This is a genomic window from Achromobacter sp. 10T422, assembly GCF_056394065.1.
This window is the reverse complement of the sequence record NZ_JBFTHD010000003.1, coordinates 105131-118191: the sequence shown is the minus strand read 5'-3', so window position 1 is coordinate 118191 and position 13061 is coordinate 105131. Positions and strand designations below refer to the sequence as shown.

At 64.3% G+C, this 13061-nt stretch carries 14 protein-coding genes and 1 riboswitch; of the genes, 8 read left to right on the top strand and 6 right to left on the bottom strand.

Going from position 1 to position 13061, the window contains the following annotated elements:
* Nucleotides 1–136: 136 nt before the first annotated feature.
* From AC1DB0_RS08185 to AC1DB0_RS08170, 4 genes are all read left to right on the top strand, one after another.
* On the top strand, nt 137–1195 hold the full coding sequence (locus AC1DB0_RS08185; RefSeq protein ID WP_441372647.1) for an ABC transporter substrate-binding protein: 1059 nt from the start codon (nt 137–139) through the stop codon (nt 1193–1195).
* Nucleotides 1195–1965 carry an ABC transporter ATP-binding protein gene (locus AC1DB0_RS08180; protein WP_476757334.1) on the top strand — a complete coding sequence of 257 codons (771 nt, stop codon included), beginning with the start codon at nt 1195–1197 and terminating at the stop codon, nt 1963–1965. Before AC1DB0_RS08185 ends, AC1DB0_RS08180 begins: the two co-directional genes overlap by 1 nt.
* A gap of 13 nt (nt 1966–1978) precedes the next feature.
* The gene (locus AC1DB0_RS08175) at nt 1979–2833 is read left to right on the top strand and encodes an ABC transporter permease (protein WP_054420949.1); all 855 of its coding nucleotides are present in this window, start codon (nt 1979–1981) and stop codon (nt 2831–2833) included.
* Between the two features lie 70 nt (nt 2834–2903).
* Nucleotides 2904–3683, top strand: coding sequence for an SDR family oxidoreductase (locus AC1DB0_RS08170; protein WP_054420948.1), 780 nt, complete (start codon nt 2904–2906; stop codon nt 3681–3683).
* Between the two features lie 8 nt (nt 3684–3691).
* Here the strand turns inward: AC1DB0_RS08170 and ilvB are convergent, their stop codons facing one another.
* The gene (ilvB, locus tag AC1DB0_RS08165; RefSeq protein WP_156336325.1) at nt 3692–5518 is read right to left on the bottom strand and encodes a biosynthetic-type acetolactate synthase large subunit; all 1827 of its coding nucleotides are present in this window, start codon (nt 5516–5518) and stop codon (nt 3692–3694) included.
* A gap of 93 nt (nt 5519–5611) precedes the next feature.
* Here ilvB and AC1DB0_RS08160 point away from each other — a divergent pair, with 93 nt between their 5' ends.
* Nucleotides 5612–6082, top strand: coding sequence for an Lrp/AsnC family transcriptional regulator (locus AC1DB0_RS08160; RefSeq protein ID WP_006227770.1), 471 nt, complete (start codon nt 5612–5614; stop codon nt 6080–6082).
* Between the two features lie 39 nt (nt 6083–6121).
* Here AC1DB0_RS08160 and AC1DB0_RS08155 read toward each other — a convergent pair whose 3' ends face one another.
* Entirely contained in the window at nt 6122–7042 is a 921-nt protein-coding gene (locus tag AC1DB0_RS08155) for a bestrophin family protein (protein WP_054420946.1), read from the bottom strand.
* A gap of 127 nt (nt 7043–7169) precedes the next feature.
* On the opposite strand from AC1DB0_RS08155, the gene AC1DB0_RS08150 reads away from it, so the two are divergent.
* Both AC1DB0_RS08150 and ribB read left to right on the top strand, forming a co-directional pair.
* Nucleotides 7170–7715, top strand: coding sequence for an SET domain-containing protein (locus AC1DB0_RS08150; protein ID WP_427945811.1), 546 nt, complete (start codon nt 7170–7172; stop codon nt 7713–7715).
* 486 nt (nt 7716–8201) lie between these two features.
* Nucleotides 8202–8353: riboswitch (FMN riboswitch) on the top strand.
* 116 nt (nt 8354–8469) lie between these two features.
* Nucleotides 8470–9183 (top strand): 3,4-dihydroxy-2-butanone-4-phosphate synthase, encoded by a 714-nt coding sequence (gene ribB / locus AC1DB0_RS08145; protein WP_175170472.1) that lies wholly within the window; start codon nt 8470–8472, stop codon nt 9181–9183.
* 75 nt (nt 9184–9258) lie between these two features.
* Here ribB and AC1DB0_RS08140 read toward each other — a convergent pair whose 3' ends face one another.
* Nucleotides 9259–10467, bottom strand: coding sequence for an MFS transporter (locus tag AC1DB0_RS08140; RefSeq protein WP_476757333.1), 1209 nt, complete (start codon nt 10465–10467; stop codon nt 9259–9261).
* A gap of 150 nt (nt 10468–10617) precedes the next feature.
* Between AC1DB0_RS08140 and AC1DB0_RS08135 the strand changes: the two genes are divergently transcribed.
* On the top strand, nt 10618–11355 hold the full coding sequence (locus AC1DB0_RS08135; RefSeq protein ID WP_342067951.1) for a TetR/AcrR family transcriptional regulator: 738 nt from the start codon (nt 10618–10620) through the stop codon (nt 11353–11355).
* Nucleotides 11356–11388: 33 nt separating this feature from the next.
* Here AC1DB0_RS08135 and AC1DB0_RS08130 read toward each other — a convergent pair whose 3' ends face one another.
* Genes AC1DB0_RS08130 through AC1DB0_RS08120 form a run of 3 tightly spaced genes read right to left on the bottom strand, consistent with a single transcriptional unit; the run spans nt 11389 to nt 12942 of the window.
* Nucleotides 11389–11898, bottom strand: coding sequence for a nucleoside 2-deoxyribosyltransferase (locus tag AC1DB0_RS08130; RefSeq protein ID WP_175170471.1), 510 nt, complete (start codon nt 11896–11898; stop codon nt 11389–11391).
* Nucleotides 11899–11903: 5 nt separating this feature from the next.
* Nucleotides 11904–12473, bottom strand: a complete 570-nt coding sequence (locus AC1DB0_RS08125) for a flavin reductase family protein (protein ID WP_054420940.1) — start codon at nt 12471–12473, stop codon at nt 11904–11906.
* Between the two features lie 10 nt (nt 12474–12483).
* Nucleotides 12484–12942, bottom strand: coding sequence for a nuclear transport factor 2 family protein (locus AC1DB0_RS08120; RefSeq protein WP_054420939.1), 459 nt, complete (start codon nt 12940–12942; stop codon nt 12484–12486).
* Between the last annotated feature and the right edge of the window lie 119 nt (nt 12943–13061).

Genomic DNA, 13061 nt, shown 5'->3' with positions numbered 1-13061 from the left:
CGACGCTGATCGCGCAAACCCATTGCTCGCAAACGCCCAACGCCCGGCACCGCCGGGCGTTTTCCATTGTTGGACGGCAATCGCTGGGGTATTGTTTACGCCAAACAGCTGCAACCAAACTCACTTCGAGGATGACATGAATCACCGCCCCGACTTCACTACCCGCCGCCGCGTGCTGGCGGCCGCTGGCGCATTGGCCGGCGTCACATTGCTGAACGGGCGCGTCGTGTTCGCCCAACCCAAGCTGGGCCGCGTGGTCTACGGGCAAGGCAGCATCGACCCATTTTTCGCAGCTGGCTATGTCGCGCTGAAGAAGGGTTATTTCGGTGAAGGCGGCCTGGACGTTGAATACCTGAACTCGCAAAGCGGCCCGCGCACCAACCAGTTGCTGGCAGCTGGCCAGATTGTGTTCGGCGCCACGGCGGCCACCGCCGCGCCTGCGCTGACCATTGCCGGCAAGCCCGCCGCACTGGTGTTCGGCTTTGACCGCAAGCTCACCTACGCCAACGTCATCGTGCGCCGCGAAGACTTCGACAGCGGCAAGATCAAGTCGCTGAAAGACCTGGCCGGCAAACGCGTGGGCGCAACCCAGCCGCAGTCCAGCACCTGGCTGATGGCGGTGTACCTGATGCAGAAGGCGGGCGTGGCCGACAAGGTCGACATCCGTCCGCTGGGTGACCTGGCCACGATGCTGGGCGCGCTGAAGACGGGCTCGGTGTCGGCCAGCATGGCCACCATGTCCATGATGGAACAGGCCCGCCAAGAGGGCTGGGGCGTGCCGATTTTCGACGCCACCACCGAAGCCTCGTGGAATGAATTCATGGGTGGCGACGTGCCCGGCATCGCGGCCCTGACCCTGGAAGACACCATCCAGAAGCGGCCCGAAGTGGTGCAGGCGTTTGTGACCGCCATGGTCAAGGCGCAGGACTTCATCACCGCCAACAGCGCGGCCGGCATCACGGACGTGATCTACGACGACTACCTGAGCGCATTCCCGCGGGCCGCCATCGAGAAGACGTTGGGCGTCTACAAGGACACGGTGTTCCTGAAAGACAACCTGATCACCGAAGACGCCTACAACCGCATGACGGCCATCATGGGCGACGGCCGCCAGTTCTCGAACGACGAAATCAAGACCGTGCCTTACACCCGATGCGTGAACATGAGCTTCGTGCGTAAAGCCCGGGGCCTTTGATGATCACGCTGGACAAGGTCGGCAAGGCGTACCAGTCGCGCCAAGGCACGACGCATGCAGTGGGCGACGTCAGCCTGACGATCGAAGCCGGAGAATTCGTTTCCATCGTCGGCCCGTCGGGTTGCGGCAAGAGCACGCTCTTGAACATGATCGCGGGCTTTCTGCGGCCCACCACCGGCACGATCCGCGTCGATGGCAACGTGGTCGACGGGCAGGTGCCGCCTGCGCTGGGCTACATCTTTCAGAAAGACACGCTGCTGCCCTGGTTCAGCGTCAGGAAGAACGTGGCGCTGGGCCTGAAGTTTCAGGGCGTAGCCACCGACAAGATCGAACGCCGCGTGGCCGAACTGCTGGAGCTCGGCCATCTCAGCGCCTTTGCCGACGCCTATCCGCATCAGTTGTCGGGTGGCATGCGGCGGCGCGTGGCGTTGCTGATGAGCCTGGCGGTTGAGCCCCGCATCCTGTTGCTGGACGAGCCTTTCGGCGCGCTGGACACGCATACCAAAACGCACCTGCACCGCGAGCTGATGGAGATCTGGCGCAAGCTGGGCCAGACCATCGTCATGGTCACGCATGACCTGGACGAAGCCATCCTGCTGTCGGACCGCGTGGTGGTGCTGTCCGGCCCGCCCAGCCACGTGCTGCTGGAGGAACGCATTCAGATTCCGCACCCGCGCGATGTCTTCACCCTGCGCGAAACGCCGCAATTCGTGGCGCACGTGCAAAGCTTGTGGAGCGTGCTAGGCCAGCAGTTCCGCGCCGCCGCCTGACCCTCTACGCACCATGATCCCGACCGAAACATCCGATTCCCTGCAGGACCAGCTGCGGCTGGACCGCCGCGCCAGCGTCGCCCGGCGCGTGCGCATCACGCTGTGGCAAGTGCTGATCCTTGCCATCATCCTGGGCTCCTGGGAGACGCTGACGCGCATCCCGTGGTTCACGCAAAACACGCTGTTCGACCCCTTCTTCATCAGCCAGCCATCACGCGTAGCGGTGCGGCTGTGGGAATGGGTGCAACCTGGGCCGCGCTCGGTCTGGCCCCACTTGTGGCTGACCCTGCAAGCCACGCTGGTGGGGCTGGTGGTGGGCGTAGGCAGCGGCTTCATCGTTGGCATGACGCTTAGCCGCAGCCGCTTTCTGGCCGACGTCTTCAACCCCTTCATCGTGGCCTTCAACTCGATGCCGCGCATCGCGTTCGTGCCGCTCATCACCATGTTCTTCGGCCTGGGGCTGGCCTCCAAGGTGGTGACTTCGTGGTTCGTTGTGTTCTTCCTGGTGTTCTTCAACACCTACAAGGGCGGGCGCAGCGTCGAACGCGAACTGGTCGACTTCTGCCGCACGCTGGGCGGTTCACCGCGCCAGATTCTGTGGCGGGTGCGCATCCCCACGGCCGCGGCATGGACGTTCGCCGCCTTGCCCAACGCCATCAGCTTTGCGCTGATCGGCGTGGTGCTGGCCGAATTTGTCGGGTCCACCACCGGCATGGGGTATCTGATGATCACCGCACTGGCCACGCTGAACGCCACCGACATGTTCGCCGCCGTGACATTGTTGTCCATCGTTGGCATCGCACTGGTTTATTGTGTGACCTGGCTGGAACGCCGGCTGCTGCATTGGGCGCCGGAGTTCCGCGAATAGGCGTTCAAGGAAAAAGCGCTCAGCAAATGAGCGCTCAGCAACTAAGACGGCAACAAGCGGGATAGCACTGATGACGACACTACCGTATCTGCGCAACTTCGATCTGACCGGCCAGGTCGCACTGGTGACCGGCTCCGCGCGCGGGCTGGGCTTTTGCATCGCGCGTGCGCTGGCGGGTTGCGGCGCGCGCGTGCTGATCAACGGCCGCAACGCCGCGGCGGTAGACGCCGCCGTGGCAGACCTGGCCAGCGCCGGCCTGGACGCGCACCCCTTGCCCTTCGACATCAGCGACGATGCCGACATGGAACGCGCCTTCCAGCGCATCGACGACGAGCACGGCCGGCTGGACGTGCTGGTGAACAACGTGGGCGCGCGCAACCGCAAGACCTTGCGCGACACCAGCCCCGCTGAAATCCGCGACCTGATCGACACAGACCTGGTGGCCGGCATGCTGCTGGCGAAGTTCTCCGCCGAGCGCATGGTGCGCCAGGGCGGCGGCCGCCTGATCGCCATCACGTCGGTGGTGGGTGAGCTGGCCCGCGCGGGCGATGCCGTGTATCCCGCGGCCAAGCAGGGCCTGACTGGCATGGTGCGCGCATTGGCCGCGGAATTCGGCGGCCACCACATCACCAGCAACGCCATCGCGCCGGGTACGTTCGCCACGGAAACCAACGCCGACATGGTGGCGGACCCGAAGGTCGGCCCGCGCATCGCGGCGCGTAACCCTACAGGGCGTTGGGGTGAGCCCGAAGAAATCGCGGGCGCCGCCGTGTTTTTGGCCTCACCGGCCGCGTCGTATGTGAACGGACACGTGTTGGTGGTGGACGGCGGCTTGTCGATTCAGTTTTAGCGGCCGAATCAGGTCGTCTCGTCCTGATACCAGACGCCTTCGGCCAGCATCATCTTCTGATGCCCGTGCCCGGCCGGCATCATCGGGAAGCAGTTTTCCTGCGCCGTCACCGCCACGTCCAGGAAATACGGCCCGTCATGCGCCAGGCATTCGGCCAAGGCGGCATCCAGCTTCGCCGGGTCATCCACCCGCGCCGCGCCCCAGCCGAACGCACGCGCCAGCGCCACGAAGTCGGGCAATGACGCGTTGTAGCTGTGGCTGTAGCGGCCGCCGTGGATCAGTTCCTGCCATTGGCGCACCATGCCCATGTAGCCGTTGTTGCACAACACGACCTTCACAGGCGTCTGGTGTTGCATGGCGGTGGACAATTCCTGGATGTTCATCAGCACCGACGCATCGCCGCTGACGCACACCACCGTCTTGTCCGGATGCGCCACCTGCGCGCCAATCGCGGCCGGCACGCCGTAACCCATCGTGCCCGCACCGCCCGACGTCAACCAGCGATGCGGCTTGTCGAAACGCAGATACTGCGCCGCCCACATCTGATGCTGGCCCACGTCGGTCGAGACGATGGCATCGCGATCAGCCAGCGCGGTGTTCAGGCTCGACATCAGGTGTTGCGGCAAGATCGCGTCGGCCGCGGGCGTGAAGCCCAGGCAGTCCTGACGGCGCCACGTGTCGATACGCTGGAACCACGGCGCCAGCCGCGCCGCGTCCATCGGCGCATCGCCCAGTTCGGCGCGCAGCGCGCGCACCAGCGGCAGGCAGTCGCCCACCAGCGCCACGTCCACGCGCACCACCTTGTTGATCGACGCCGGATCGATGTCGATATGGATCTTGCGCGCATGCGGGCAAAACTCCGACAGCTTGCCGGTGATGCGGTCGTCAAAGCGCGCGCCAATGCACACCACCAGGTCGGCGTTGTGCATGGCCAGATTGGCCTCGACCGTGCCGTGCATGCCCAGCATGCCGACGAATTGCGCATCAGACGCCGGGAACGCGCCCAGCCCCATCAGCGTCAACGTGCACGGCGCGCCGGTGTGCCGGACCAGGTCGGTGAAGGCCTCGCAGGCCTCGGGGCCGGCATTCACCAGCCCGCCGCCGCCATAGAAAATAGGACGCTTGGCCTGGGCGATCAACGCGGCAGCGCGGCGCACGGCCGACTGCGGCAACTTCGGCGCCAGCTTGCCTGCCTGACGGCGCGCACGCAGCGCGGCCAGCTTCTGCTGCGAAGGCAGGCCCATGCCATCATCATCCGCGTCGCGCGGCACGGCCAACTGCACGTCTTTCGGGAAATCCACCAGCACGGGGCCGGGGCGGCCCTGCCGGGTCAGCTCGAACGCCCGCGACACCACATTGCCCACATCATCCACGGCGCGGATCTGGGTATTCCACTTGGTCACGGAACGCGAAATGCCGATGGCGTCACATTCCTGGAAAGCGTCGGTGCCGATCGCGGCGGTCGCAACCTGGCCGCTGATGCACAGCACCGGAATCGAATCGCACATGGCGTCCAACAGACCCGACGTGGTGTTGGCCATGCCGGGGCCAGACGTCACAAACACCACACCCGTGCGGCCCGTGGTGCGGGCATAGCCTTCCGCGGCGTGCACGGCGGCCTGCTCATGGCGCACCAGCACATGGCGCAAGCGCGGCTCGGCGTACAGCGCGTCGTAGAGCGGCAACACGGCGCCCCCGGGATACCCGAACACGGTGTCGACACCGTGCGCAATCAGCGTATCGAGCAGAATTTTCGCCCCGTTTTCAACGGGGCGATCAGTGGCGGCAAGCGCGGCGGCGGCGGTGGGGTGCAGGCGATCGTTCATGCTATCTATCTTATTCGTAGGCTCGGAGAATTTTTATCTTCTTTTCCACGAATACCGACGGATCKGAGTAAATTTATCTTCGATTTGGAGGAATCAAAGAAAATGAACCTGGACAAGTTTGATCTGGCCATTCTGAAGGTGCTGCAAGAGAACGCGCGCGCCAGCCTGAACGACATCGGCGCGGCCGTGGGATTGTCATCCACGCCCTGCTGGAACCGCATMAAGCGGATGGAAAGCGCCGGGGTGATCCGCGGCTACACCGTGGACATCGACCCGGCCAGCCTGGGCTTCATGGACACGGTGATCGTGCACGTCACGCTCGAAAGCCACAGCGAAGAAACGCTCTATGAATTCGGCCGCGCGCTAGCGGCCATTCCTGAAGTGCTGGAAGCGTTCCTGGTGTCGGGCGACTACGACTATTACATCCGCATCGCCGTGCGCGACACCCGCGACTACGAACGCCTGCTGCGCGAACAGCTCTACCGCATCCCCGGCATCCGCCACAGCAAATCCTGCTTCGTGCTGCGCCGCCTGAAGGAAACCATGCTGCCCCTGACGGGTCCGGCAGGTTAAGGGAGAGGGGGAAGTGAAGATGCCTGCGCCCCCCCTCATTTAACGCAACACGTAATCCTCGGGCACCACCGCATCGGGCAAAGGACGCACGCCCAGACCTTCCAGCAGATCAATCTCGATCACCCGCGCCAACGCTGACAACGGCAGGTCGTTCTCTTCCAGACCGAAGGGGTCTTCAAGCTCGTCGCCCAACGCGTCCAGCCCGAAGAACGTATACGCAATGATGATGACCGCCACCGGCGTCAAATACTCCAGCGTACCCACCAGCCCGAACGGCAGCAGCAGACAGAACAGCCATGCCGTGCGATGCAGCAGCAGCGAATACGCGAACGGACAAGGCGTGAACTTGATGCGTTCACAGGCCGCCTGAATCGCCGCGCACTGCGCCACGCGCTGGGTCAGCCCCTGATAAAGGATGTCGCTCAACTCACCGCGCCGCAAACACGCCGCCAGATCGCGGTTGATCGCCATCAGCAGCGCATCCGGCACATTGCGAACCCCGGCCAACGTATCCAGCTCATCCTGCTGCACCCACGGGCGCACGGCGTCCACCATATCCTGACCGCGCAAGCGCGCCGCCAAGCCATATCCAAAACCGATACACCGCCGCACCAGCCGTTCCTGCACCGGATTCGCCGTGCTCGCCGCCAACAGCACCGCACTTTCACGCGCCAGACTGCGCGCCTGCACAATCAGATCGCCCCATTGCTTGCGAGCTTCCCACCAGCGGTCATAGCAGACGTTATTGCGAAAGCCCATGAAGACCGACAGCGCCAGCCCGAACAGCGAAAACGGCACCGCCGTCAGATGCGCGGGCGAAAACAGCTGGCGGTGATACATCCACACCACCACACAGGACAACAACGTAATGACGATGAGCCTGGCGAGAATGCGCGGGATGATGGAGCCCCGCAACACAAAGAACAAAGCCAGCGCAGAGGGACGCGGACGGACGATCATGATAAATATCAACGAGGAACAAGGCGGCGCTCACTATACGCCTGTCATCCTGTCAAAGACGCGTCGATATAATTCTGTTTCGTCTGTTCGCCTTCTTATCGACTAAACCCGCCTCCCACACGCCTCCATGACCACCGAAGCCACCCCGATCAAGCCCTGGCACGTCGTGCGCCGCTCCAAGCTTCACGGCACCGGCGTCTTCGCCGCCCGCAAGATCCCCGCCGGCACGCGCATCATCGAGTACGGCGGCGAACGCATCAGCGCCAAAGAAGCCGACCGCCGCCACCCCACCAACCCGGACGACCCCTTCCACACCTTCTTCTTCGCGCTCAGCTCCGGCCGCGTGATCGACGGCGGCGACAACGGCAATGACGCGCGCTGGATCAACCATTCCTGCGAACCCAACTGCGAGGCGCAGGAAGGCAAGCACGGCAAGCGCGTCTACATCGTCGCCCTGCAAGACATCCCGCGCGGCACTGAACTGTCGTACGACTACGGCCTGGTCCTGGACGGCCGCATCACGAAGGCGCTGAAGGAAGGCTACCGCTGCCTCTGCGGCACCCCGCCGTGCCGCGGCACGATGTTGGCCCTGCCCAAAAAGAAGACGAAAAAAGAAGCCCCGGCCGAAGCAGAAGCGAAGGCTCCCACCAAAACGCCCCCCGCCAAAGCCTAAAAAGCCCGCGAGCGAAGCGACGCGCCGCCGCGCGCAGCGTCATCACAAACCGCAAGACACCCCAAAGCCAAAAAAGGTCGCCCGCGCGACCGGCTTTGGCGACCCCGCAAGATCTTCCCCCACCAAACCGCCTGGCAGCAAAAGGCCAAGCAAACCACCCGCCCCAGCACCCGTAATGTTCCCCGCAGCGCAGTCAGGCGTGTGGGCGGGCCGGGGTGCGCGGGGCGTCGATAAGCCCGAGGGAATCTGAAGGAACCCGCCAACGGCGGGTGACGAAGATGACAAGGGGGCAGTCCGGAGCGAAGGCTCCGGACCGCAATCGTTGCCCCGCGCACCCCGGCCCGCCCACACGCCTGACGTCAAAAGAACCCATAGCCCGTCCCCAAAACCAAGCCACCCAAAAACAAAACCCCACCCACATAACGCCCATTCCAACCACAACCCCAGACAGGCGTACAATCCGCAAAGTCGTTAACACGACATGCAGTACGTCTTCAGGGCGGGGTGCAATTCCCCACCGGCGGTATGCCATGCAATGTGGTGAGCCCGCGAGCGCCCGGCGTCTTCGGACATCGGGGTCAGCAGATCTGGTGAAATGCCAGAGCCGACGGTCATAGTCCGGATGAGAGAAGATGTGCCGACACAACGCCGGTCACCCGGGCGCCACACGCGCCTGGCAAGCCGTATTGCGTTCGGCTGTCGATTAGCCCTGAAACGTTTTTCGCCCCCTTAAATTTGCGAGAGCGTTTCAACAATGTCCAACCTCAATACCCCGCAGTCCCTTCCCAGCCTGGCTTCACAACCGTTCGCCGCTCGCCTGCAGCGCGCCTTGCATCACCTGCGCCTGGGCCGCCCCGTCATCCTCATGGATGATTTCGATCGCGAAAACGAAGCCGACCTTATCGTCGCCGCCGACAAGCTCACCGTGCCCGTCATGGCTCAGCTGATTCGTGACGGCAGCGGCATCGTCTGCCTGTGCCTGCCCGGCGAAACGCTTGACCGCCTGGAACTCCCCCCCATGGTCCAGCGCAACCAAAGCCGCTTCGCCACCGCCTTCACCGTCTCCATCGAAGCCCGCGAAGGCGTCAGCACCGGCGTATCCGCCGTTGACCGCGTCACCACCATCCGCGCCGCCATCTCGCCGTCGGCACAAAGCGAAGACATCGTCAGCCCCGGCCATGTATTCCCCTTGCGCGCCCAACCCGGCGGCGTACTGACCCGCCGCGGCCACACCGAAGGCTCCGTTGACCTGGCCGTGCTGGCCGGCCTGCGTCCCGCCGGCGTCCTGTGCGAACTGATGAACGCCGACGGCACCATGATGCGCGGCGCCTCGCTCGAACGTTACGCCGCCCAACACGGCCTGGTCGCCCTGACCATCGCCGAACTCGCCGACCACCTGCAAAAGCTGAAAGACGGAGAAGCCACTCCCGTCGACGACGAAGTCCTGGAAATGGCCGCCACGGTCTAAGCGAACCGTCTGCCCCAAACGCATCGGGGCGGCGATCGGGAAACCACCCCAACCGCCGCCCCGCTGCGTAGTGACTCAACGAGACTGCGCTGAACGCTTAAGCACCCACGCCACCCCCACCGCGGCCAGCGCGCACGCGCCGCCCATCGCATACACCGCGCCATACCCCTGCAACGCGGCAAGCCAACCCGCCGCCGGGCCACTGATGCCCAACGCCACATCCAGAAACGCCACATACGCTCCCATCGCCGCGCCACGGCTTGCCGCCGGCACGCGCCGCACGGCCTCTACGCCGAATGCCGGGAACGCCAGCGAATAGCCCGCACCCGTCAAGAACGCGCCCGCGTACGCCCACCACGGCGTTGCGCCTGACCAGATCAGCCACTGACCCACGGCCTCGATCACCACGCACACCAGCGCCACACGCGCGCCGCCCAGCTTGTCCGGCAGCCCCGCAAAAAACACGCGCGCAAGAATGAAGCCCACGCCAAACGCGCTAAACATCCACGCCGCCCCGTCCCAGCCGCGTTGCGCAAAGAACAGGCTGACAAACGCGGTAATCACGCCAAAGCCCACGCTCGTCAACGCCAGGCCCAAACCCGGCAACAGCACCATCCCCACCACGCGGTAAAACGGCGTGCGCACCCCGTTCAACGCAGGCGACCCGCCCTGCGGCAACACCAGCGCCAAAGCCGCCAGCGGTATCAACACCGTCGCCCACGCAATGCCCCCGAAACCGGCAGCGTCATACAGCCGCATGCCGGCGGGTGCGCCCAGCGCATACGCCGCATAGATCGCCACGCCCACCCACGCCATCACCCGGCCCGCATTCTGCGGCCCCACGCGGCCCACGCCCCAGCTCAGCGCGCCCGTGACTATCAGGCTTTCCGCGCAGCCCATCACCGCGCGGCCCGCCAGCAACACCGTCAGCGCCGCCTGCGGCTGGGCCGACAACATATTGGCCAACGCATACAGCAGCCCCGCCGCCGAACCCAGCAAGAAGCCGGCCACCACCGCGCGCTTGGCGCCGCGACGGTCGGCCAGCGCGCCGGCGTAGGCGCGCGACAACAAGGCGGCGGCGAACTGCAAGCCTGCCACCACCCCCACCACCACCGCCCCCATCGCCAGCGTGCCGTCCACATACAGAGGCAGCACCGGCATCGGCAGCCCAACCATGAAAAATCCGATGAACACTGCCAGGACCAATGGCAGCAATTGCGCAAAAACAGAGCGCACGGGTCCACGGGCCGTGGGCATACCCCCGGCCGTCGAAACGTTCGACATGAAAAATCCTTGAAAGGGTCATGACAATCCGAAACCATCGCGGAGAATTCGTCGATGGCATAATCCGCGCTTGCGGGTGACAACTCGGATTGCCTGCTGCAAATTTTATGAGCCATTGCTCAGGTTTGATACTCGCCTTTCAACGCATCCATGACCGCCATCCCCCAGCCCCGGAAATCACCGCGCCAACTCCGGTCCCAGCACACCGTCGACACGATTCTGCAAGCCACGGCTCGCGTTTTGGCCACGCACGGCTATGCGGGCACCAACACCAACCTGATCGCTGAAACCGCGGGGGTCAGCGTCGGCTCCCTGTATCAGTACTTTCCGAACAAGAACGCATTGATCGCCGCGCTGCATCAGCGCCACGACAACCAGATGCTGGATGTCATTGACGACGTCCTGAACAGCAACCCCGCCGCCACGCTGAAAGAGCGCGTGGGCGCCATTGTTCAGGCCATGCTGCACGCGCACCTGCTGGAGCCCGCGCTGCACCGTGTGCTGGAGCGTGAATTCCCGTTATTCGATACGCCGCGCGAACACAGCCTGGCGGATCAGGACATCCACCGGCGCATGCGGCACCTGCTGGAATTACACCGCGCCGAAATCGCGCAACAAGACCGGGACTTGGCGACCTACGTCGTGCTGCGCATCATGGAATCCCTGGTGCACGCGATGGCGCTGGAACCGCCCGCGGGTTTCGACGCCAAGCAGCTTGAACAAGCCGTGGTCGATGCGGTGATGGGGTATCTGGCGACGCCGGGCGGCGCCGCGCCGCAGAAAGCGGTGAAGGCGGTCAGGGCCGTGAAAGCCGTGAAGTCCGCCGCCAAAACCGGCGGCGCCACGGCAGCGGTGAAGAAAGCACCGCGCCGCAAAGCTGCCGCCTGATCAGATTGACGCCTGATAAAACGCGCGCCTGATCTATCGGGCGGCGTCTTGCGCCATGCGGGCCAGGCAATCGGATGCCTTGCCCACCACGATGCGGGCGCTGCACGCCAGCATCAGATTCAGGTTCAGGCCGAAGTCTTCCACCGTGTAGCCTTCGGCATCCACCATGCGCGACGCGCCATCGTCCGCCGCCGCGCCCACGGCCACCTGGTCGATCAGCGATCCGGCGTGGCTCGTGTAGCCCCACACCGGTTTGCCGCAGGCAATGGCGTAACCCACTTCAAAGGCCGTGCCCGAATCGGGCTCGGCGCCGCGAAACGGATTCAGGTTGGCCATCACCATGTCGGCGCGGCGAATCAACGCCACGTTTTCACGATAGATCCATTGCGCCAGCGCCTGGCCCGACAAGTCCTTGGGCGCCAGGTTGTCCAACGGGAACAAGCCGTCAAACCCGTATGTGGCGCAAAGCGCCTTGAGCCGCTGGCCATGCGCCACGGCATCGGGCAGGAATACATCGAAACCCGCGAGATACACGCTGCGCATAAGGGCTACTCCGGTTCTGAAACGTTGAAGGCCTCGCCGGTGGCGAAGAACGAGCCGCCGGCCAGATAGTGGACCGAACGCCGGTCGTCTTGCGGGAAGTGCCAGCGGTTCTGCGAGAACACATCCGGCGCCGCCCAGGCGGCCACGACTTCGCCGATGAACAGATCATAAGCCTGCTGGTTGTGCGGCTCGGGCACGACCTTGCATTCCAGCCAGCCCAGGCAGTCAGCCACCAACGGTGCGCCGATCTTGCTGGCCGGAAACGTGGCCAGGCCGCTGGCCTGAAACTTGTCTTCATCGCGGCCGGATTCCGAGCCCACCTTCAACGTAGCAGCGGCCTGCGCGCGCGACGGAATGCACAACGCGAATTCGCCCGACGCTTCGATGAGCTCGCGCGTGTAGGTGTTCTTGTCCACCACCACCAGCATCTTGGGCGGGCTGAAATCCAACGGCATCGCCCACGCCGCCGCCATCACGTTTTGCGCATCGCCGTGAGCGCTGGTGACCAGCACCGTCGGCCCGTGGTTCAACAGCAGATACGCGCGGGCCAGTTCGACCGGTTCAATGTGGGACATGGTTCGCTCTTTAGAACATGCCGTTCTGGTTGGCGGGGTTCTCGGGAATTTCCTGGCTGACGTCCCAATGCTCGACGATCTTGCCTTTTTCAACGCGGAAGATATCCACCACCGCCTGGCCACGGTCTTCCGGCGAATCGCGCCATTGGTTGTGAATCACCACCAGATCGCCCTCGGCGATCACGCGCTTGATGTCGACGATGGCTTGCGGATGCTGATCGAAATAGGGCGGAAAGAAATCCACCATCGGGCCGACGCCATCGCGCATGTACGGGTTGTGCTGCACGTAGTTGGGGCTGACGTACAGGCGCACCGCTTCGTCGACCTCGCGGTCTTGGAACATCATGCGAAAGAACGCGACAACGATCTCCTTGTTCGACTGGGGCGCAGCCGCAAGCGCCGGCGCAACCGCCAGGCAGTGGGACGCGGCCAGTACACAGGCGGCCAAGGATTTCCACTTCATACGCATACAGAACAACTCAGGGTGACGCCGGTTGGCGGTCTGCCAGTTTACAAACAAAAGCGCGGGATTCGCCCCCGGCGCACAATGAAAAAAGGAGCCCTTTGCAGACTCCAGGGCTCCTTTTT

Excerpts from the sequence above, each read along its gene's own strand:
- AC1DB0_RS08185 (WP_441372647.1), top strand. The coding sequence starts at position 137 with ATGAATCACCGCCCCGACTTCACTACCCGCCGCCGCGTGCTGGCGGCC.
- AC1DB0_RS08180 (WP_476757334.1), top strand. The coding sequence starts at position 1,195 with ATGATCACGCTGGACAAGGTCGGCAAGGCGTACCAGTCGCGCCAAGGC.
- AC1DB0_RS08175 (WP_054420949.1), top strand. The coding sequence starts at position 1,979 with ATGATCCCGACCGAAACATCCGATTCCCTGCAGGACCAGCTGCGGCTG.
- AC1DB0_RS08170 (WP_054420948.1), top strand. The coding sequence starts at position 2,904 with ATGACGACACTACCGTATCTGCGCAACTTCGATCTGACCGGCCAGGTC.
- AC1DB0_RS08155 (WP_054420946.1), bottom strand. The coding sequence starts at position 7,042 with ATGATCGTCCGTCCGCGTCCCTCTGCGCTGGCTTTGTTCTTTGTGTTG.
- AC1DB0_RS08150 (WP_427945811.1), top strand. The coding sequence starts at position 7,170 with ATGACCACCGAAGCCACCCCGATCAAGCCCTGGCACGTCGTGCGCCGC.
- ribB (WP_175170472.1), top strand. The coding sequence starts at position 8,470 with ATGTCCAACCTCAATACCCCGCAGTCCCTTCCCAGCCTGGCTTCACAA.
- AC1DB0_RS08140 (WP_476757333.1), bottom strand. The coding sequence starts at position 10,467 with ATGTCGAACGTTTCGACGGCCGGGGGTATGCCCACGGCCCGTGGACCC.
- AC1DB0_RS08135 (WP_342067951.1), top strand. The coding sequence starts at position 10,618 with ATGACCGCCATCCCCCAGCCCCGGAAATCACCGCGCCAACTCCGGTCC.
- AC1DB0_RS08130 (WP_175170471.1), bottom strand. The coding sequence starts at position 11,898 with ATGCGCAGCGTGTATCTCGCGGGTTTCGATGTATTCCTGCCCGATGCC.
- AC1DB0_RS08125 (WP_054420940.1), bottom strand. The coding sequence starts at position 12,473 with ATGTCCCACATTGAACCGGTCGAACTGGCCCGCGCGTATCTGCTGTTG.
- AC1DB0_RS08120 (WP_054420939.1), bottom strand. The coding sequence starts at position 12,942 with ATGCGTATGAAGTGGAAATCCTTGGCCGCCTGTGTACTGGCCGCGTCC.